This is a genomic window from Nocardia citri (assembly GCF_054065835.1).
On record NZ_JBSUQM010000004.1, the window covers coordinates 34,621 to 54,852 of the forward strand.

Consider the following 20,232-nt stretch of genomic DNA (forward strand, 5'->3'; position numbering starts at 1 on the left):
GTATCGACCGGAATTGTGATCGGCGGCATAGCCAAACGGCCCGAGCGCATCGCTCGGGCCGTCGTGACGAGGGACTTTCTAGAGCGCATGATGGTCCAACCAAGTGCGTGCCACCTCGGCGGCGACGGCACCTTCGCGGACCTTGCGGATCATCTGCGCCAGCTCATCGGTCGTGAGCTCACCCGCGACGTAGTTCAGCTTCCGGATCTGCCGATCGTCGAGCAGACCCTTGCGGTACACCGCGAGCACATTCTCGGCCCGAACCGCGTAGTCGTTGTCGGAGAGGACAGTCAGCCCGTCGGTCGCACCGGCGACCAGCGCGGGCGGCCCGGTCAGGACTCCGGCCTGGATTTCGCCGTCCAGCAATGCCTTTCGCAGCGCCGCCGCATCGGAATAGCGCCTGGTACCGGCGAAGTCGCACCCGGCAATGCGCACGGGCGCCGCTGTCTGCAGCACTGCGGGCACCGGTGCCACCCCGGCCTGGATTTCGCTACACCGCGGTACCAGCGTGCCGATCGACCGCACGTCCTTGCCTGCGGCTTCGGTCAGCAAGACCCGGGCTCGCATATCCGTGCCGTCGGCCGGATCGGAGACGGCGAGTCCCTCGGGCAGCGACCGGTTCAATTCCTCGGTCACCGACAGCCGGACCGGTGCGGACTTGTCCGCGACATCGGTGGTCACCTCCGGCGTGCGGGCCTGTGCCCCGCTGTTCAGAAAGGCGAGCAGTTCACCACTGTGTTCACCGACCACCGTCACGGTGCCCGCGTCCAGCGCCGCCAGATAGTCCGCGCGATTGCCGAGATCGGCGGTGACCGAGGTGCGCGCACCGGTCCGCGCCAGCGCGCCCGCATAAATTTGCGCAAGCAGATTCGATTCCATCGAATCGCCCGCACCGACCGCTATCGTCGGGCCCGAATCGTCACTTCCACAGGAAATCGCCAGCCCGACGGCCACGACGATCGCGATCCGTGCCAGCATCCGCCTCGACGCGGCCAACCCCATCCGGCGACACCAACCTTCGGTAGTGAACAGGAACTGCATGCAGCGGGCAATATGAACAACCAGAATGTACCGGGTGGCCGTGCGTCGACGGCTGCTCGCATCGCTCGTCATGCCGGAAGGACTCCAGTGAAAACCACGATCAACCCCGATGCCGCGCGGCGCGGGCGGTTCGCGCTGCAGCTGACGCTGCGCGCCGCCCGTATTCTCGTCGCCGCCGCAGCGCTGGCCGCCGCCATGATCCTGTCCGCCTGTGGTAACTCCGATCCGCTTGCGGCCAAGGGCAATTGCGAGGGCGACGGGCTGACCGTCGGCTCGGCGAACTTCCCGGAGTCCGAGACGGTCGCGAATATCTACGCGGAAGTGTTGCGCGTCAACGGATTCACTGTCGACACCAAACTCAATATCGGTAGCCGCGAGGCCTACATCCCGGCATTGCGGCAGTGCGCGATCTCGGTGATCCCGGAGTACAACGGCAACTTGCTGCAGTACCTGGACAAGAACGCCACGGCGACCAGTTCCACCGATATCGACGCCGCGCTGACCAAGGCACTGGGTTCCACGGGTTCGGGCACCGATCTCGCCACCGGCACCCCGGCTCCGGGCCAGGACTCGGACGCGGTCGTGGTCACCAAGGCCACCGCGGAGCGCTGGAACCTACACAGTATCGCCGATCTGGCCGCACATTCGGCCGAGGTGAAATTCGGTGCGCCCGCGGAATTCCAGGAGCGCGCTGGTGGTCTACCCGGTCTGAAGCGGAACTACGACCTGAATATCGCCGCGAACAATTTCGTGCCGATCGCCGACGGCGGCGGGCCCGCGACGGTGCGCGCGCTGGTCGAGGGCACGGTGACCGCCGCCAATATCTTCACCACCTCCCCGGCTATCGCGCAGAACAATCTCGTGGTGCTGGCGGATCCGAAACACAACTTCCCCGCCCAGAATGTGGTGCCGCTGTTCAACTCCGCCAAAAAGACCGATAAGGCACTCGCCGCACTCAACGCGGTCTCCGCGAAACTGACCACCGACGAACTGTTGAAGCTCAACGAAGCGGTCTCGGGCAGCACCAAGACCGAACCCAAGGCCGCAGCACAGCAATGGGTAACCGCCCAAGGGCTGAATACGCCCACCGGGTAGGAGCCAGCGTGTCCGATATCGAATTCAGCCGTATCAGCAAGACCTATCCGGACGGCACCCACGCCGTCTCCGAACTCGATCTGCGCATCGAATCCGGCTCGTTCACCGTCTTCGTCGGACCATCGGGCTGTGGCAAAACCACTTCGATGCGCATGATCAACCGGATGATCACGCCCAGTTCAGGCAGCATCACCGTTGGCGGCGCGGATATTTCGACGGTGAATCCGGTCGAGCTACGGCTCGGTATCGGATACGTCATCCAGAGCGCCGGACTCCTGCCACACCGCACGGTCGTCGACAATGTCGCGACCGTGCCTGTGCTGCGAGGAGTTCGGCGACGCGCGGCCCGCGCGGCCGCACTGGAGGTGCTGGACCGGGTCGGGCTGGACCGGTCGCTGGCCAACCGGTATCCCGCCCAACTCTCCGGCGGACAGCAGCAGCGGGTCGGGGTGGCCAGGGCACTGGCCGCCGATCCGCCGGTGCTGTTGATGGACGAACCGTTCAGTGCGGTCGATCCGGTGGTGCGCGAGGAGTTGCAGGCCGAAATGCTGCGGCTACAAGCGGAATTGCACAAGACCATCGTGTTCGTCACCCATGACATCGATGAGGCGGTGAAGCTCGGGGACCGGATCGCGGTATTCGGCCCAAGCGGCGTGCTCCAGCAGTACGACGAACCGCGGCGCGTACTCGCGGCACCCGCAACCGATTTCGTGGCGGGTTTCGTCGGACGCGATCGCGGCTATCGTGCACTGTCGTTCCGCAGCGCGGATGGGCTGACCCTGCACGAAATTCGCACCGCGACCGAACCCGAACTCGCTGAATTGCGGCTGGACCGTGGCGAATGGGTATTAGTGGTCACCGCTTTCGGTGTGCCGCGCGGATGGATCGATGTCACCGGCGTGCAGAGCATTCGAGCCGGGCGGGCCTTGCCCGACAGCATCGCCGCCGGTGGATCGCTGTTCCCGCCGAACGGCGACCTCCGGCAGGCGCTGGACGCGGCAATCTCCTCGCCGTCGGGAATCGGTGTCGCCGTTGATGATTCCGGTGCCGCTCGCGGCGGTATCCGGGCGCCCGAGGTCCTCGCGCAGCTCGCCGGGCAGCGCACGGTGGAGGACGACGCGCGCAATCGGCATTTCTTCGAAACCGAAAACGCATGAAGTATCTGATCGACAACTTCTCCGAGATCATGGGTTTCACCAGCACCCATCTGTATCTGGCATTGGTGCCGCTGCTGCTCGGGCTGATCATCGCGATCCCGGTGGGCGCGCTGGTGCGCCGGATCTCCTGGCTGCGGCGCGTCACGGTGACGGTGGCCAGCCTGTCGTACACAATTCCGTCGCTGGCCCTGTTCGTGATCATTCCGCCGCTGGCCGGAATCTCGACCATCGATCCGCTGAATGTGATCATCGCGCTCACCGTGTATTCGACGGCACTGCTGGTGATCGCGGTGCCGACGGCGCTGGATTCGGTGTCACCCATTGTGATCGACGCCGCCGACGCCGTCGGCTTCAGTTCACTGCGGCGCACCCTGACCGTCGATATGCCTTTGGCCATCCCGGTTTTCGTTTCCAGCCTGCGCGTGGTGGTGGTCACGAATATCGCCATGGTTTCGGTCGGCGCGCTGATCGGTGTCGGCGGGCTCGGCAGACTCTTCACCCAGGGCTATCAGCGCGACTATCCGGACGAGATCATCGCGGGCATCATCGTGACGCTGGCACTGGCCCTGATCTTCGACCGCCTGGCGTACGGCATCGGACGCTGGGCGACCCCGTGGACGCGCGCGGATGCCAGAACCGCGAAAGGCGCTGCGGTATGAACCTTTTCATCGATGCCTGGCACTACTTCACCGACGGCGCGAACTGGAGCGGCCCGGCCGGTATCCAACACCGCATAGCCGAGCACCTCTGGTACAGCTTCCTGGCAGTCGTCGTCTCCGCGGCCGTCGCGGTCCCGCTCGGGCTGGTGATCGGGCACACCCGTCGCGGTTCCGCACTGCTGGTCGGATTCGCCAATGCCATGCGCGCTCTGCCCACCCTCGGCTTGCTCACCTTTCTGGTGCTCGGCCTCGGGCTCGGCCTGATACCGCCGCTGCTCGCGCTCGTCACGGTCGGGATTCCGCCGTTGCTGGCCGGTGCCTATGCCGGTATCGCCAATGTCGCGGCCGATATCGTGGATGCCTCGCGCGCCATGGGCATGACCGAACGCCAGATTCTGTTCCGCGTCGAGGTCCCCAACGCACTGCCGATTCTGCTCACCGGCCTGCGCGCGGCCACCTTGCAGGTCATCGCCACCGCCACCATCGCCGCCTTCGTCGACCTGGGCGGCCTCGGTCGCTACATCTTCGACGGCATCGCCGTCTACCGCTACGATCGCGTTCTCGTCGGCGCCCTGCTGGTCGCGGTCCTCGCCATGCTCCTGGACGGCCTGCTGGCGTTCGCGGTCTGGGCCAGCGCGCCCGGTACCGGCCGCCTGCGCCGCACCCCGCAACTGTCTCTCACCCCGGCTGGAATCCAGCAGACCGCCAGCTGAGGCCACGGACGCATTGACCAATGCTGTGACATGGGTCACGATGTGACGTAGCCGCAGGAGTTTGCTTCGCGGATGTTCGACGCACGATCGCGGAGTGTGCACCTGCGGGATCACTCATCCGAGACCAGGAGGCGTACCGTGAAAAGCCGCTCTATGAAAGCGCGCGACATCATGCACGAAAACGCGGAATGGATCCCCGCCGATGAAACGCTGGACCGGGCCGCGCAGATGATGCGCAGGCTGGATATCGGCGCACTGCCGATCGGCAACGACGACCGGCTCGTCGGCATGCTGACCGATCGCGACATCGTCGTGAAATGCATTGCGATGGGCCATGATCCGAGCAAGGTGCGAGCCGGCGATCTGGCCGAGGGCACCCCCCGCTGGGTATCGGCCGATGCCGATGTCCGCGAGGTTCTGGACATGATGGAGCACGATCGGATCAAACGGCTGCCGGTGATCGACGGCAAGAAGCGACTCGTCGGCATGATCTGCGAATCCGATATCGCCAAGAACCTCAGCGACGCCGAAATCGCAGAGTTCGTCTCGGCCGTTTTCGTTCCCCACTGATCAACCGCACAACGCAATACGGGGCTGCTCACGCGATGAGCAGCCCCGTATTCGCGGGTCGAATTACGCGACACCCTCCGCGCGAGCGGCGGCAGCCACAGCCTCGGCCACGGCCGGCGCGACGCGCGGGTCGAGCGGGCTCGGCACGATCTTGTCCGGGCCGAGCTCATCGGCGACCACACCGAGGATGGCATCGGCGGCGGCGATCTTCATCCCCTCGGTGATGCGGCGCGCGCCCGCATCCAGTGCGCCCTTGAAGACGCCGGGGAAGGCCAGGACGTTATTGATCTGGTTCGGGAAGTCGCTGCGCCCGGTGGCCACGATCGCCGCGTACTTGTGCGCGACATCGGGATGGATCTCCGGATCCGGGTTCGACATGGCGAACACGATCGACTCCGGCGCCATCGAGGCGATCAGTTCCTCGGCGATGATGCCCGCGGAGAGTCCGAGGAAGACATCGGCGCCATTCAGCGCCTCGGCGGCACCACCGGCGAGCCCGCGCGGGTTGGTGCGCTGCGCCAGTTCGGCCTTTATGTCGTTGAGGTCGTCGCGCTCGGCGTTGACGATGCCCTTCGAGTCGAGCACGGTCACGTCCTTGACGCCCGCGGCGAGCAGGATGTTCGTGCACGCGACACCGGCGGCACCGGCACCGGACACCACAACCTTGAGATGATCGATGGCACGACCCTGCACCTTGGCCGCGCCATTGAGGGCGGCGAGCACCACGATGGCGGTGCCGTGTTGGTCGTCGTGCATGACCGGGCAGTCGAGGGCCTCGATGAGCCGCTCCTCGATCTCGAAGCAGCGCGGTGCCGAAATGTCCTCCAGGTTCACCGCGCCGAAGCTCGGGCGCAGCCGGACGATCGTCTCCACGATCTCGTCGACATCCTTGGTGTCCAGGACGATCGGGATCGAGTTCAGCCCGGCGAACTTCTTGAACAGCGCCGCCTTGCCCTCCATCACGGGCAGCGAGCCACGCGGGCCGATGTCGCCGAGGCCGAGCACCGCGGTGCCGTCACTCACCACGGCCACCAGGCGGCCGGTCCAGGTGTAGCGCTTGGACAACGCCGCGTCCTCCGCGATGGCCGTGCTGACCTTCGCGACACCGGGGGTATAGGCAATGGAAAGGTCGCGCTGGGTATCCAGCGGTGCGGTGAGTTCGACCGAAAGCTTGCCGCCTAGGTGGCCCGCGAAAATTTCTTCCTGGGTGATCTCGGAAAGGCTTGCGGTGGCATTCGCTGCGTCTGTCACAGGTGACACGATTTCACTCCTGGTCGGGTCGGACAAGCCGGGGAGACGGTTACCGCCGGGTACGTGGTGTTAGCTGATTCACACGCTCATCGAGTGCGCTGATCGGGACATTCCGGGTCGAGCCGAATGCATCGGAAATGCGACGGTCTACTACCGAAACGTGGCGCGGCACTGATCCGCAGAGCGCGGGGCGGACGGGTGTGTCCGTACAAAACATGCGGGGGGGATCCTCGGGTCGCGACGGTGCGTCACGAGGCGGTGATCGCCATTGTTCCCGAACCCGGCGGTGGCGTAGGCGGGAATCCGCAACATTCTGCCAGCCGGAGGCCGCATTGCCAAGCCGGCGTGTCGGGTCCCGGTCGAGCGTCATCTTTCGAAGGGTAGTTCGCTGGAATTACCCGGGGGTAAGCAGAATCTCGCAGTTCGGCAGCGGTATCCGGTGAGCTGTCAGAACGGCAGTGGATCGGCCGCGGTGAGCTCCGGTCGCGCCGCGGGCACGGGCACCGTGTCGGCCAGCGTTCGGCGGGTATCCGAGCGTACCCAGACCGTGTCGAGTCCGCCGGAGGTCAACCGCACCCGCCAATCCGACGCGGCGCCAGGATGATCGGTGCGCCGGTGCATACCGCGGCTCTCCGCGCGCGCGAGCGCGCTGTATTTGGTCCAGCGCGCCACCGCCAGCAGCGCAGCCGCCTGCCTGGCCCGCAACCGGTCGACCCCGAATCCGCCGAGGTCGAATTCGGCGCCCGGCCACATGGCGTCGAGTTCGCCGATACTGTCGCGCAAACTTCCGGCGCTGCGCCAGTAGCTGCGCCGCAATGGCAGCGTGTGCTCCTGTACCAGCCCCACCACCGCGCGCGGATCGATGCGGGCCACCGGATTCAGCCCCGCACCGGCCGCCTCGCGCACCGGAGCGGTCGGGCCACGCCCGCGCGCGAACCGCGCGGCACCCTGACCGGCCCACACGCCCGAGGCGATGGCCCATGCTCCGCCCTGACCGCCGAAGCCGCTGACCGCGCCGGTGATCGGCTCGCGCGTCATCACATCGCCCGCGCCGTAGAGTCCGGCCACCGTGGTCGCGCAGTCCGTCCCGGCCATGCACAACCCACCGGTGCCGCGGACCGTGCCCTCGAGCACCGCGCGCAGTGGCACCCGGTGGGTGTGATCTACCAGTCCCCGTCTGGCGAGCCAGCGCCGGACCGGGTACGGCACATCATCCAAGGCCGCGTAGATCCGGCGGCCATCGGCGATCGCGGTGAACGCCGCCGACCGATCACCGGCGATCTCCGCACCGGACTCGTCGTAGAGCGTCGCGAAATGCAGTGCCAGCCCGGGGGCGAACAGTGTGCCGCGGGGTGCGGGTGTAGCGGGCACGAGACCATAAGCACTGGAGAATTCCATGCCCGACAGTTGCGCGCCCACCTCCGCGGCCAGCAGCAATCCGTCGCCGGTGTCCACATCGGTGCCCGCGCCGCCGGAGAGGAACGCGCAGCCGCCGGTGGCCACGACGACGCCCCCGGCTTGGATGGTCCAGGCCCGATAGCCGTTGTGCAGCTGCACCCCGACCGCACCGGCGACCACGCCGTCGCGATCGACGAGCAGTTGCAGAGCGGGATGATGATCGAGAACGCGCACCCCGGCTTCGAGCAGGCTGCGGCGCATTCGGCGCAGATAGCTCGCCCCGTCCAGGCACACGCGCAATGCCGTGCCCCCATTGTCCTCACCCGGAAACCGATAGCCCCATGTCACCAGCTGCTCGACCCGCCGGTGCGTTTCGTCGAGCACCCGCAGCATCCACTCCGGTTCGGCGAGCCCGCCGCCGTGTGCGTACGCACGCCGGACCGCCTCATCCCGCGTCGACCCCGGCGGGATATTCCACAGCGAGGTCATCCCGGCGGCGGTCGGTCCGCTCGCACCGCAGCGACTCTTGTCGACGAGCGCCACCCGAGCGCCTGCGCCGGCAGCGGAGAGCGCGGCCCAGGCCCCGGCGGGACCGCCGCCGAGCACCAGAACATCCGTCTCGAATTTCGCCACAAAGAAAAATGTTCGACTAAAATTCACGCGCTCGCAACCGTTACTGAAATATCAGCTCCACCACTGCGACCAGAGCAATATTCCGGCGACAATAAAAACGACCATCGATCCGTAAAAAGCGGCCGAACCCCGATGCCGGTCCGAAAAAATCTGTGCGCCGATGCCGATCGCGGAGGTCGCGACATGCCAGGTCACCGATTCACCGCCGGGTCCGGGAAAACCGCGCCGAGCAGCGATGACCGCGGCGCCGACAACGACGAGAGCCAGCACGAACATCCCACCGGCGACGATTCCACTCAGTCCGCGTAGCACTCTCATGGGGCGATCACCGGCACCCCTGTCGATTTGCCGACGAGTTCCTCGAATTGCGCGGGATCGGTGGTGAATTCACCGAGCCGGATGGTTTTGTTGGAGCCGTGATAGTCCGACGATCCGGTGGTGATGAGACCGAGTTCGGTGGACAACTCCGTCAGCAGGGCGCGATCGGCCGCGGAATGGTCGGGATGATCGATCTCCAGCCCGCCGAGTCCGAGCGTGGCAAGTTCTCGAATATCGTCGATCGCCAGCAACCGCCCACGCTTACGCGCCCGGGTATGCGCGAGCACACTCACCCCTCCTGCGGACGCGATCATTTCCACGGCCCGGCGCAGCGGCGTATCCGCCTTCTCCGCGTAGTAGCGGCCGTGCGGTGCCAGCAATTCGGTGAAGGCCGCGTCCACGGTCGGCACCACACCGGCCGCGACCAGCGCGCGCGCCAGATGCGGACGCCCCGCTGAGGGGCCGGCCGAGGCCAGGACCGCGTCCGGATCGATGGGTAGTCCGTCCTCGCGCATGCGCTCGGCCATCGCGCGCAACCGCTCGACCCGTTCGGCGCGCAAGCGTTCCCGCTCGTCGGCGAAGCCCCGATCGGTCGGATCGAAAAGATACGCGAGCAAATGCACCGGGACCGGCCACCCGTCCTCACCCAGCCCGATACACGACATCTCCATGCCGCGCACCAGCGTCAATCCCTTCGGTAGCGCGTCGACCGCCGCAGCCCACCCGGCGGTGGTGTCGTGGTCGGTGATCGCGACGACATCCAGGCCGGCCGCTGCCGCGTTCCGGACGAGCTCGGCCGGAGTATCGGTGCCGTCGGACGCGGTGGAATGGGTATGCAGATCGATGCGCACGCCTTCTTTCATACCGTGCGCTCACCCCGCACACGCACGCGCACGCACGTAGCATCTGTCGGTGCCATCGATTCCGCCACTACCGTCGTTCCGCAGCCAGGCCAGAAGGGCCGCACAACTGCCGCGCATACCCGTACCGACCGCGCGTGCCGTGGTCGATTGCGCGGTCTACGTCGACGGTAGGCGGCTGCCCGGCCGTTTCACCCATGCCGATGCGATGGCCGAGGTCGACAATCGCGGCGCCGGATTCGTCTGGGTCGGGCTGCATGAGCCCGACGCGTACCAAATGGCCGATGTCGCCGAGACCTTCGATCTGCACCCACTCGCCGTCGAGGATGCGGTGCACTCCCATCAGCGGCCGAAACTGGAGCGTTACGACGACACGCTATTTCTCGTACTGCGCACCGTCAGCTATGTGCCGCACGAAATCCACAGCGTCAGTGAGATTGTCGAGACCGGCGACATCATGGTCTTCACCGGACCCAACTTCGCGGTGACCGTGCGACACGGCGAGCACACCGGATTGGCCGGTGTCCGAAAGGAATTGGAGGACCATCCCGACCAGCTCATGTTCGGCCCCGGTGCGGTGCTGCACGCGGTCGCCGACCATGTGGTGGACTCCTATGTCGAGGTCGCCCAGTCGGTCGAGAACGACATCGACGAGATGGAAGAAGAGATCTTCACGCCGCGTAGCAAGGTGGCCGTCGAATCTATTTATCAGCTCAAGCGTGAGGTCGTGGAGCTACGGCGCGCGGTGAATCCGCTCGGAACCGCGCTCGACACACTCGGCCGCAATACCGGAATGCCATTGCCCAAGGAGATTCGGCGTTATCTACGCGATGTCGCCGATCACCACACGTCGGTGGCCGAGCGAATCAACGATTTCGACGAGGCACTCAGCGCATTGATCGGTGCCGCACTCGCCAAGGTCGGTGTCCAGCAGAACACCGATATGCGCAAGATCTCCGCATGGGTCGCGATCGCCGCGGTGCCGACGATGATCGCGGGGATCTATGGCATGAACTTCGAGCATATGCCGGAGCTGAAACAGGTCTGGGGCTATCCGGCTGTGCTGCTGCTCATCACGGTGATCTGCACCGGGCTGTACATCAACTTCCACCGCAATGACTGGCTCTGAATCTACAGCGACGCAGCGCCTCTCGCCGGATCGTGCACATCGATTCCGGCCTCCGCCCACGCCTCACGCAATGCCCGCGCACCACGCACCCGCACCCAGGCCGCCTCGGTCGCGGTCACCGGAACCACCGCGAAATATCGCACCGGTGCGGCAGGTTCAGGCAGCGCCACCTCGGGAATATCGCTGTCCCCCAACAACACCGCGGTGAACGGCGCATCATGCCACATCGGCTCGCCGAGGTCCAGCAGCGCATCGGCTTGCAGCACAACACCTTCCACGGCGGGTGCCGCGACAAGCACGCCGAGGGTGCGGGCGAGTCCGGAACTCGGGCCGAGCCCGGCACGCAGCGTCAGCACCAATTCGGCGCGCGGCCCGCGCACCGGATCGGCATGCAGGTCACCGGGATCGCCCATGGGATGACGTGAGCCGCCGAGGGTCAGGTAGTGCACCAGACCGTCGCCCGGAATGCGGAGAATCTCGATGGGCTCGAGACCGAGGAAGGTCACCGAGGCGGAGTCGACACCCGTCGATGCCGCGCCGAAGTGATCCAGCACCTCGGTACGGACCCGGTCCACGACTTCCATGCGCTCAGATCGCCAGCCGCGCCAGCATGTCCCGCGCCTGCTCGGCCGACTTCGGGTCGCACAGCACGTCATAGCGGCCCGCCACCAACTGCATGGTGGATGCGAAATCGCGCTGGCCCCTGGTCGCCGCGTACGGAATCGAGGTGGAGATGACGCCGAAGATGATGCCGCCGACCAGACCGACCAGCACCGGCGCGAAGCCACCGCTGGTGGTGAACAGGCTCAGCAGCAGGCCGAGGAACAGGCCGAGCCACGCGCCCGAAACCACTCCGCCGCCGATTACCTTGCCCCAGGTCAGTCGGTACAACACGCGTTCGACCTGCATCAGGTCCACGCCGACGATGGTCACGTCTTGCACGGGGAACTGGTTGTCGGCCAGGAAGTCGACGGCCTTCTGGGCCTCGGCATAGGTCGGATACGAGCCGACCGGCCAGCCCGATGGCGGCGTCGGCAGGCCCTGGCGCGCGCGATTAGAGTTCCCCAAGGGATTCGTCATATCTCTATTCTGCTATTCCGAACCGGAGTGCGGGGGTGTGAAACGCATGGTCCGCGTCATGCCCGCGGCTCGCCCCTTATCGGCGATTACCTGAGCCATCTTCGCGCTGGCCTCATCGATCATCTCGTCGCCGAGCATTACCGCGCCGCGCGCACCACCTTTTTCCGAGGTATGGAAGGCGTAGGCATCCAGAATCAGCTCGGCGCGATCGTAATCGGCCTGGCGCGGACTGAAGATCTCGTTCGCGGCCTCGATCTGTCCGGGATGCAGCACCCATTTACCGTCGAAACCGAGTGCGGCGGTGCGCCCGGCCGCCCTGCGGAATCCATCGATATCCCGAATTTGCAGGTAGGGGCCGTCGATTGCCTGCAGGCCGTGCGCGCGGGCGGCGAGCAGGATGGTCATCAGAATGTGGTGATAGGCATCGCCGGTGTCATAGCCCTCCGGCTGTTCACCGACCACCAGCGTGCGCATATTGATACTGGCCATGAAGTCGGCCGGGCCGAAGACCAGGGTCTGCACTCGTGGGCTGGCGGTGGCGATCTCATCTATATTGCGCAGACCCATGGCGTTCTCGATCTGCGGTTCGATACCGATCCGCCCGACCTCCAGCCCGTTGGCCTTCTCCAGCTGGGTGAGCAGCAGATCCAGCGCATGCACGTGACCGGCATCGGTCACCTTCGGCAGCAGGATCGCGTCCAACACCGCGCCCGCGCCCTCGACCACCGTGATCACATCGGCGTAGGTCCACTGCGTGGTCCAATCGTTGACCCGCACCACCCGCAGTTGATCGCCCCAGCCGGTGTCGTTCAGCGCCGCCACGATATTCGCCCGGGCCTCGGCCTTCGCGGCCGGTGCGACCGCATCCTCCAGATCGAGAAATACCTCGTCGACCGGCATTCCCTTGGCCTTATCGATCATCTTCTTGCTGCTACCGGGGCAGGCGAGCACCGAGCGGCGCGGCTTCATGATCACTCCCGTCGATCGTGGCATGGTGCGACTACCGGTCCGCGCACCCTCTAACCTGACAGCCATGGCAGCAAACAGGGTGTACGTCGCCAGGCTCGCCGGGCTGGTGGTACTCGGCCCGGACGGCGAGTCTATCGGCCGCATCCGCGACGTCGTCGTGGCCATCCGCTACGACCGACAGCAGCCACGGGTACACGGCCTGGTCATCGAATTGCCCTCCCGACGGAGGATTTTCGTGCCAATGCTGCGGGTGACCACGATCGAACCGGGTGTCGTCGCGCTCAATACCGGCACGGTGAGCCTGCGGCGGTTCACCCAGCGTCCGGGGGAGATGCTCGCACTCGCGCAGATCGTCGATTCTTCGGTGCGCGTCGCCGATCCGGATCGGCCGGATCTCGCGGATGTCGATGTGCTCGTGGTCGATCTCGGTATCGAACAGACCCGGACCAGAGACTGGCGGGTCACCAGGGTCGCGGTGCGCGGGCATCGCAGGCTCGGCCGCCGCCGGACCGTGCACGTCGTGGACTGGCCCCAGGTCAGCGGGCTGACGCCGTACGAGATCGGCAGGCCCGGCCAGGACGTCACCCAGCTGCTCGCGCAATTCGAGGGTCTGCGGCCCGCCGATGTCGCCCATCTGTTGCGCGAACTGCCGGAGAAGCGGCGCATCGAGGTGGCGGTCGCGCTCGACGACGAGCGGCTCGCCGATGTCGTGCAGGAACTCCCCGACGACGACCAGGTGGATCTGCTCAGCCATCTCGAGGTGCGCCGAGCCGCCGACCTACTCGAGGCGATGGATCCCGACGACGCCGCCGACCTACTCGGCGAACTGTCGACCGGTGAGCGAGAATCGCTGCTGGCACTGATGGATCCGGAGGAGTCCGAACCGGTCCGCAGGCTTTTGCAGCACTCCCCCGATACCGCAGGTGGTCTGATGACTCCGAAACCGGTGGTCCTGACCCCGGCCACCACCGTCGCCGAAGCGCTTGCCCGCGTACGCAATCCGGATCTGACCCCGGCACTGGCGAGCATGGTGTTCGTGGTGCGGCCGCCGACCGCGACACCGACCGGACGTTTCCTCGGTTCGGTGCATTTGCAGCGACTCCTGCGCGAACCCCCGGCACACCTGGTCGGTGGCATTCTCGATACCAATTTGGCCCCATTGCGTCCCGATGCCCCGCTCGGTGCGGTGACCCGCTATTTCGCCACCTACAACCTGGTCTGCGGTCCGGTCGTGGATGAGGAGAACCATCTGCTCGGCGCGGTCAGTGTGGATGACGTGCTCGATCATCTACTACCGGAGGATTGGCGCGAGCAGGAAGATCCGGCCCACGAAGCGATCGTCGCCCACGAGGGGGTAGTCGATGCCGAGTGAGAAGACTCCGGCGCGCCAGCGCCTGGAAACGCCGATGGAATCACGGTTCCGCTTCGATTACGACGCCGAGGCGCTGGCCCGCTCCAGTGAGCGGGTCGCCCGATTCCTCGGCACCGGACGCTATTTGGCGCTGCAGACCATCGTGGTGGTCGTCTGGATCGTGCTGAACGTCTTCGTGATCGCCTTGCGCTGGGACCCGTATCCGTTCATCCTGCTCAACCTCGCGTTCTCCACCCAGGCCGCATATGCCGCGCCGCTGATCCTGTTGGCGCAGAACCGACAAGACAACCGCGACCGCGTGTCGCTGGAGGAGGATCGCACCAGGGCCGCCCAGACCAAGGCCGATACCGAATTCCTCGCCCGAGAGCTCGCATCGCTGCGGATCGCGATCGGTGAGGTTGCTACACGCGATTACTTGCGCAGGGAATTGGAGGAAATGCGGGAGGTGCTGGACCGGATCGAGGCCGCGGGGTCAGCGGATCTCGGGTCGAGCTCGGGTAAACCCGCGAAGGCTCTTCGCAAGAAAAGCTCCGGTAGAAAGCCGGGCACAGTTCAGGTTTCACCGCCAGTTGCTGACGATTGACAGGAAATGCTCAACAGCATTGTGACCCGCGGGTAACCTGGACGACGTTGTCCCGAGCGGACGGGCAGGGAATGTCCCGGACAGGCGCTCCAACGACGTAGAGGATTGGTGTGGCCGAATGCGAATCTCTGCTCCGATAACGGCCTCGGCCCTGGTCGTCGCTGGTCTTGTGGTCACTGGTTCGGGTACTGATGCCACCCGGCACAGCACTCCCGATACCGCACCCGAGGCGCTGCTCGCGGCGTCGAGCGGTACGGCCGCCGTCGACGGAACGTCCGGCAGCACCAGCGAGGCCACATTGTCCCGGACAGTTGGTCTCCTTTCGGTAACGCCAGAGTCGCCCCGCAAACTTCGAGCAATGACTCCGCTTCCTGACGGCACCCCGCCCTTCGCGGGTTCGGTGCCCTTGCACGACATCGCGTTGCCCGCCACCGGCGGCGCGCTCGGTATTCCGGAAATCGTGCTCGCGGCATACCGCAATGCCGAACTCGCGTTGGCATCCTCGATGCCGGGCTGCGGTCTGTCGTGGAGCCTGCTGGCCGGAATCGGGCGGATCGAATCGCAGCACGCGGGCAACGGCCGCACCGATGCCGCAGGAACCGCCGTGACACCGATCTTCGGTCCCGCACTGGACGGCTCGCTACCGGGCAACGAGGTGATCAAGGCCGCCGACGGCACTGCGGTGCGCGCCATCGGGCCGATGCAGTTCCTGCCCGGCACCTGGCGTCTGTACGCCTCCGACGGTAACGGGGACGGTGTTGCTGATCCGCAGAACGTCTTCGATGCCTCGCTCGCCGCGGGCAAGTACCTGTGCTCGGGCGGATTGAACCTGCGCGATCCGCAGCAGGAACTGCGCGCGGTGCTGCGCTACAACAACTCGCTCGGCTACGCGGCCAATGTGCTGAGCTGGTCGGCGGCCTACCGCACCGGCGGCACCCCGAGCCAGGTGAGCATCTCCCCCGACCTCATCCCGCCGGGCACCGCGCCGATCACGCCGGGCCCGGAGATGTTGGCCACATCCGCGTCGACACCGACGAGCACAACCAGGACCACGACCGAAGTGCCGTCGAATATGGTGACCATCCAGACGCCGACCGAGGTGATGATCAATATTCCCGGTCTGCCGCCGATCCCGTGCGGCATCTTCTGCCCGCGGCCGGTACCCAAGCCGCCGTGCGATCCGCAGCAGGTGGCACCGGCACAACTGCCCGCACCGGGCGATCCGGCACAGTCGCCCATCGCACCGGCGCAGACCTACGGTGCCGCGGACAACGGCGAGCCGAAAGATCCGCAGCAGCACGATCCGCAGCACCCGGACCAGCAGCGGCCACCGCACCTACCCGCCAATTGCACACCGGCCCAACCGGATGCGAACCAACCGGATGCGGCGCAGCCCGGTGCGGCCCGGCCCGCGCCGGCACCCGATGCGCAGATCCCCGCCCAAACGCCGGGTGAAGCGCCGCAGTACACCCCAGAGAAGACACCGGAGCCCGGCGTCGGCGATGCGCCCGAGCCCGCGCAGACCGAGATGGCCACGCCACCGCCCGCACCGGGCATCACCCTGCCGTTCGGCATCGTGATCCCCCTGCCCGCGCCCGCACCGGCCCCACAGGGCTGAGACCAGGGCCGATATCGAACAGATGACGCCACACCGAGAGGCGATAACGAAGCAGTAACAAAAAGGTCTCGAATACGGTACCCTCAACTTCGTCCATCACGAAGGGCTCGTTACCGAGCCAATGGGAGGGTCACCACACAGTGGGGCGTCACCGAAAGCAGTCACCTGCGACGATCAAGCGCAGCTCCGTTATCGCATTGACCGGATTGGTTCCCGCTGGACTCGTGGCCGTCGCCGCCTCCGCGGGTACCGCGGATCCGACCGCACCGTCTGTCCTGCAAAACATTCCGGGGGACGATCAAGACGACCAAGCGCTGAGTTCCGCACTCGCAGCGGAACCGGCGGCCACCGAATTCGTCGCGCACGCAATGGCGAAGCAGGCGCCGAGTGCGCCACCGATCGTCAAAACCGTTGCGCTGCCCGACAATAGGCAACCGGCCGCGCTGCCACCCGGCCCGCTCGGCATTCCCGGCGTCGCCGTCGCCGCCTATCAGAACGCCGAACGCATACTCGGCGCGGAGAATCCGGCCTGCGGGATGCCGTGGTATCTGCTCGCCGGGATCGGCCGAGTCGAATCGACGCATGCCTTCGGCGGCAAGGTCGATGCGGACGGCAATCCGCTGACACCGGTCTACGGTCCGGTGCTCGATGGCAGCCTCGCGGGCAACCACGTCGTTCGCGACACCGACGGCGGCGCGCTGGACGGTCTCAGCGGATACGACCGCGCCATCGGCCCGATGCAGTTCCTGCCGGAGACCTGGAAGCGCTACGGCGCCGACGGTAACGGCGACGGCATCGCCGATCCGCAGAACCTTTTCGACGCGGCACTGACCGCGGGCAGGTACCTGTGCGACGGCGGGTTGAACATGCGCGATCTCACCCAGCAGACCAAGGCGATCCTGCGCTACAACAACTCCATGGCCTACGTCGCCAATGTGATGGCGTGGGCCGGATCCTATGCCTCCGGTATCGCACCGAAGCCCGGGGATCTGCCGCGAATCTGAGACAACGTAAAATTCGTGCCATGCCAGTGATAACGGAAGCGGATGTGCGGGGAGCCCTCGCAAAGGTCGACGACCCGGAGATCCGCAAACCGATCACCGAACTGGGCATGGTGAAGAGCATCGCGATCGGTGCCGACAGCAATGTCCATATCGAGGTCTATCTGACGACGGCGGGCTGCCCGCTGCGCACCGAGATCACCCAGCGGGTCACCAAGGCGGTGGCCGACGTCGCCGGTGTCGGCGCGGTCACGGTCGATCTCGATGTGATGAGCGATGAACAGCGCACCAATCTGCGCAAGCAGTTGCGCGGCGACTCCGCCGATCCGGTCATCCCATTCGCGCAGCCCGGTTCGCTCACCCGCGTGTACGCGGTGGCCTCCGGTAAGGGGGGCGTCGGAAAGTCCAGTGTCACGGTCAATCTCGCCGCCGCGATGGCCGCGCGCGGACTGTCCGTCGGTGTGCTCGACGCGGATATCTACGGCCACTCGATTCCACGGATGCTCGGTACCGATGCGCGCCCGACTCAGGTCGAGCGGATGATCATGCCGCCGCAGTCGCACAATGTGAAGCTCATTTCCATCGCGCAGTTCACCCAGGGCAATACGCCGGTAGTGTGGCGCGGTCCGATGCTGCACCGGGCACTGCAGCAGTTCCTCGCCGACGTGTTCTGGGGCGATCTCGATGTGCTGCTGCTGGATCTGCCGCCCGGCACCGGCGATGTCGCGATCTCCATCGCCCAACTGATCCCTAATGCGGAGATTTTGGTCGTCACCACCCCGCAGCCCGCCGCCGCCGAGGTCGCCGAACGCGCCGGTGCGATCGCGTTGCAGACCCGGCAGCGGATCGCGGGCGTCATCGAGAATATGTCCTGGCTCGATCTGCCCGACGGGACCCGGATGGACCTCTACGGTTCCGGTGGCGGCCAGTCCGTTGCCGAACGTCTCACCCGGGCCGTTGGCGCGAATGTGCCACTGCTGGGCCAGATTCCGATCGAGCAGGAGTTGCGTGAGGCGGGCGACGAGGGCACTCCGATCGTATTGCGCGATCCGGAGAATCCGGCCGCCAAAGCATTGCTGGAGGTCGCCGACAAACTCGCGGTGCGACGCCGCGGACTCGTCGGTATGTCGCTCGGTATCGATACGACGCGGCATCTGTAAGAGGCTCGAGGCGACGACTGAGTTCGCACGCACATGCGTAACTCGTCGAGCCGGGCCGACTAGGCCGCAATTCGACCGCCGCCCGCCCACGCCACAGTCGTCGTGAACTGAATCCGGCGCCTGAATATCCGGGGAGGCGGACGAGCCCGGTGTCGGAGCTAGCCAATAAGCTCGGGGCCATGCTCACGCTGCTGTTGTACGTGCTGATCGTCGGCTTGGTCGCTGCGGTGCTGTTCCTGCTGGCCAGTGCAGTCTTCGGGCGGGCCGAGGAACTCGGACCGCTGCCCGAGGGGACGACGGCGACCGTGCTGCCCGCCGAGGGCATCAGCGGGGCGGACGTGCGCGCCCTGCGCTTCCAACAGGTGGTGCGTGGCTACAAGGCCGGTGAAGTGGACTGGGCGCTGACCCGGCTCGCGGCCAGAATCGATGAGCTGCAGCTCCAATTGGCCGAAGCACGCGGCACCCAGGCCCCGAACGACCAGACTCCGAGCGTCCAGCTTCCGAAGCAGGAGCCGAACGCGGCGCACCAGCGGCCTCGGGAAGCAACCGGACAACCGAACGGCACGCTCGCCCAACCACCGGCCCCAACCGGCCCGACTGTCCCCCAGAACGGCTCGATCGGCACGCAGACGCCGACCGCCGAGCCGCCAACGGCACAGCCGTCGAACGGCACGATCGCCCCTCAAACGCCGACCGCCCAGCCGCCGTCGACCCCTTCGCAACCACCACCCACCGCCCTGCCGAACGGGTCGATCGCCATGCCGGCACCGAGCGCCCAACCATCGCCGGCTTCGCCGCCGCCATCGAATGGCATGGCAGCACAGCCACCGATCGCGCAACCGCCAACCGCGCAGCATGCTCCCATCGCACAGCCGATGCCGGGCATGCGGCAGCACGCTCCATACGGGCTGGACCGGAAATGACCGCCGAAATCTCCGAGTCCGCGCCAGATACGATCGAATCCGACGGCAAGATCCGCTGTCCATGGTCGGAGGGCTCCCAGCTTTATCGGGATTATCACGACAACGAATGGGGCAGGCCGCTGCACGGCGATGATGCCATGTTCGAACGTATGTGCCTCGAGGCATTCCAATCGGGTCTGGCGTGGATCACCATTCTGCGCAAGCGCCCGGCCTTCCGTACCGCATTCGCCGGGTTCGCTATCGAACGGGTGGCCGCCTTCGGCGATGACGACACGGCGCGGCTGTTGGCCGATCCGAGCATCGTCCGCAACCGGGCCAAAATCAAAGCGTCGATCGCCAACGCCCGGGTGGCCGCCGACCTGGATATCGGACTCGACGCGTTGATCTGGTCCTTCGCACCGGCCGCCCGGCCGCGCCCGCGCACGATTGCCGAGGTGCCCGCGACCACCCCCGAATCCATAGCTCTGGCAAAAGAGCTAAAGCGGCGCGGCTTCCGCTTCGTCGGTCCGACGACGGCCTACGCGCTGATGCAGGCGACCGGGATGGTTGACGATCACCTGGCCGATTGTTGGGTACCGTAGCGACTGCTTACAGGTCGCTCGAAAGGATCGGCGGAGGGCTGCTCAGCACAGGCCGAGCGGTCACATTTCGAACTCAGGTGTTCGTCCACTCCGGCGATAGGGAAGAATGGGACGGGTGTAG

Annotated in this window: 20 protein-coding genes and 1 pseudogene; 13 read left to right on the top strand and 8 right to left on the bottom strand. The window is 66.2% G+C overall.

The window, feature by feature from the left end:
* Positions 1 to 78: 78 nt before the first annotated feature.
* On the bottom strand, positions 79 to 1,113 hold the full coding sequence (locus tag ACW2Q0_RS08090) for a glycine betaine ABC transporter substrate-binding protein (RefSeq protein WP_457187806.1): 1,035 nt from the start codon (positions 1,111 to 1,113) through the stop codon (positions 79 to 81).
* 75 nt (positions 1,114 to 1,188) lie between these two features.
* Between ACW2Q0_RS08090 and ACW2Q0_RS08095 the strand changes: the two genes are divergently transcribed.
* The 5 genes from ACW2Q0_RS08095 to ACW2Q0_RS08115 all read left to right on the top strand — a co-directional run bounded on the left by ACW2Q0_RS08095 (position 1,189) and on the right by ACW2Q0_RS08115 (position 5,235).
* The gene (locus ACW2Q0_RS08095; protein ID WP_457188291.1) at positions 1,189 to 2,136 is read left to right on the top strand and encodes an ABC transporter substrate-binding protein; all 948 of its coding nucleotides are present in this window, start codon (positions 1,189 to 1,191) and stop codon (positions 2,134 to 2,136) included.
* Positions 2,137 to 2,144: 8 nt separating this feature from the next.
* The gene (locus ACW2Q0_RS08100) at positions 2,145 to 3,293 is read left to right on the top strand and encodes an ABC transporter ATP-binding protein (protein WP_457187808.1); all 1,149 of its coding nucleotides are present in this window, start codon (positions 2,145 to 2,147) and stop codon (positions 3,291 to 3,293) included.
* Entirely contained in the window at positions 3,290 to 3,952 is a 663-nt protein-coding gene (locus ACW2Q0_RS08105) for an ABC transporter permease (protein ID WP_457187810.1), read from the top strand. The genes ACW2Q0_RS08100 and ACW2Q0_RS08105 overlap by 4 nt, the downstream gene beginning before the upstream one ends.
* Entirely contained in the window at positions 3,949 to 4,665 is a 717-nt protein-coding gene (locus tag ACW2Q0_RS08110; RefSeq protein ID WP_457187812.1) for an ABC transporter permease, read from the top strand. Before ACW2Q0_RS08105 ends, ACW2Q0_RS08110 begins: the two co-directional genes overlap by 4 nt.
* Before the next feature lie 153 nt (positions 4,666 to 4,818).
* A complete protein-coding gene (locus ACW2Q0_RS08115) occupies positions 4,819 to 5,235 on the top strand; it encodes a CBS domain-containing protein (protein WP_457187814.1) in 417 nt (138 codons plus the stop codon).
* Between the two features lie 63 nt (positions 5,236 to 5,298).
* On the opposite strand, the gene ACW2Q0_RS08120 is transcribed toward ACW2Q0_RS08115, so the two are convergent.
* The 4 genes from ACW2Q0_RS08120 to ACW2Q0_RS08135 all read right to left on the bottom strand — a co-directional run bounded on the left by ACW2Q0_RS08120 (position 5,299) and on the right by ACW2Q0_RS08135 (position 9,686).
* The gene (locus ACW2Q0_RS08120; RefSeq protein ID WP_457187816.1) at positions 5,299 to 6,495 is read right to left on the bottom strand and encodes an NAD(P)-dependent malic enzyme; all 1,197 of its coding nucleotides are present in this window, start codon (positions 6,493 to 6,495) and stop codon (positions 5,299 to 5,301) included.
* Positions 6,496 to 6,933: 438 nt separating this feature from the next.
* Positions 6,934 to 8,517 carry an FAD-dependent oxidoreductase gene (locus ACW2Q0_RS08125; protein WP_457187818.1) on the bottom strand — a complete coding sequence of 528 codons (1,584 nt, stop codon included), beginning with the start codon at positions 8,515 to 8,517 and terminating at the stop codon, positions 6,934 to 6,936.
* Positions 8,518 to 8,568: 51 nt separating this feature from the next.
* Positions 8,569 to 8,835 (bottom strand): hypothetical protein, encoded by a 267-nt coding sequence (locus ACW2Q0_RS08130; RefSeq protein ID WP_457187820.1) that lies wholly within the window; start codon positions 8,833 to 8,835, stop codon positions 8,569 to 8,571.
* The gene (locus ACW2Q0_RS08135; protein WP_457187822.1) at positions 8,832 to 9,686 is read right to left on the bottom strand and encodes a PHP domain-containing protein; all 855 of its coding nucleotides are present in this window, start codon (positions 9,684 to 9,686) and stop codon (positions 8,832 to 8,834) included. The genes ACW2Q0_RS08130 and ACW2Q0_RS08135 overlap by 4 nt, the downstream gene beginning before the upstream one ends.
* Positions 9,687 to 9,747: 61 nt before the next feature.
* On the opposite strand from ACW2Q0_RS08135, the gene ACW2Q0_RS08140 reads away from it, so the two are divergent.
* Positions 9,748 to 10,824, top strand: coding sequence for a magnesium and cobalt transport protein CorA (locus tag ACW2Q0_RS08140; protein WP_457187824.1), 1,077 nt, complete (start codon positions 9,748 to 9,750; stop codon positions 10,822 to 10,824).
* A 2-nt stretch (positions 10,825 to 10,826) separates the two neighbouring features.
* Here the strand turns inward: ACW2Q0_RS08140 and ACW2Q0_RS08145 are convergent, their stop codons facing one another.
* Genes ACW2Q0_RS08145 through ACW2Q0_RS08155 form a run of 3 tightly spaced genes read right to left on the bottom strand, consistent with a single transcriptional unit; the run spans position 10,827 to position 12,873 of the window.
* A complete protein-coding gene (locus tag ACW2Q0_RS08145) occupies positions 10,827 to 11,408 on the bottom strand; it encodes a suppressor of fused domain protein (RefSeq protein ID WP_457187826.1) in 582 nt (193 codons plus the stop codon).
* A gap of 4 nt (positions 11,409 to 11,412) precedes the next feature.
* Complete coding sequence (locus ACW2Q0_RS08150; protein WP_062993263.1) at positions 11,413 to 11,904, bottom strand: general stress protein; 492 nt, start codon at positions 11,902 to 11,904, stop codon at positions 11,413 to 11,415.
* Between the two features lie 12 nt (positions 11,905 to 11,916).
* Positions 11,917 to 12,873, bottom strand: a complete 957-nt coding sequence (locus ACW2Q0_RS08155; protein ID WP_457187829.1) for an HpcH/HpaI aldolase/citrate lyase family protein — start codon at positions 12,871 to 12,873, stop codon at positions 11,917 to 11,919.
* Between the two features lie 64 nt (positions 12,874 to 12,937).
* On the opposite strand from ACW2Q0_RS08155, the gene ACW2Q0_RS08160 reads away from it, so the two are divergent.
* From ACW2Q0_RS08160 to ACW2Q0_RS08190, 7 genes and pseudogenes are all read left to right on the top strand, one after another.
* Entirely contained in the window at positions 12,938 to 14,245 is a 1,308-nt protein-coding gene (locus ACW2Q0_RS08160) for a magnesium transporter MgtE N-terminal domain-containing protein (protein ID WP_457187831.1), read from the top strand.
* Positions 14,235 to 14,828, top strand: coding sequence for a DUF1003 domain-containing protein (locus ACW2Q0_RS08165; RefSeq protein ID WP_457187833.1), 594 nt, complete (start codon positions 14,235 to 14,237; stop codon positions 14,826 to 14,828). The genes ACW2Q0_RS08160 and ACW2Q0_RS08165 overlap by 11 nt, the downstream gene beginning before the upstream one ends.
* Positions 14,829 to 15,186: 358 nt before the next feature.
* Entirely contained in the window at positions 15,187 to 16,446 is a 1,260-nt protein-coding gene (locus tag ACW2Q0_RS08170; protein WP_457187835.1) for a lytic murein transglycosylase, read from the top strand.
* A 140-nt stretch (positions 16,447 to 16,586) separates the two neighbouring features.
* Entirely contained in the window at positions 16,587 to 17,450 is an 864-nt protein-coding gene (locus ACW2Q0_RS08175) for a lytic transglycosylase domain-containing protein (protein WP_457187837.1), read from the top strand.
* A gap of 20 nt (positions 17,451 to 17,470) precedes the next feature.
* Positions 17,471 to 18,607 carry an Mrp/NBP35 family ATP-binding protein gene (locus tag ACW2Q0_RS08180; RefSeq protein WP_457187839.1) on the top strand — a complete coding sequence of 379 codons (1,137 nt, stop codon included), beginning with the start codon at positions 17,471 to 17,473 and terminating at the stop codon, positions 18,605 to 18,607.
* A gap of 179 nt (positions 18,608 to 18,786) precedes the next feature.
* A pseudogene (locus ACW2Q0_RS08185) lies at positions 18,787 to 19,086 on the top strand (DivIVA domain-containing protein); the annotation flags it as partial.
* Positions 19,087 to 19,526: 440 nt separating this feature from the next.
* Positions 19,527 to 20,111: a DNA-3-methyladenine glycosylase I gene (locus ACW2Q0_RS08190; protein ID WP_457187843.1), complete on the top strand. Its 585-nt coding sequence runs from the start codon at positions 19,527 to 19,529 to the stop codon at positions 20,109 to 20,111.
* Positions 20,112 to 20,232: the final 121 nt, after the last annotated feature.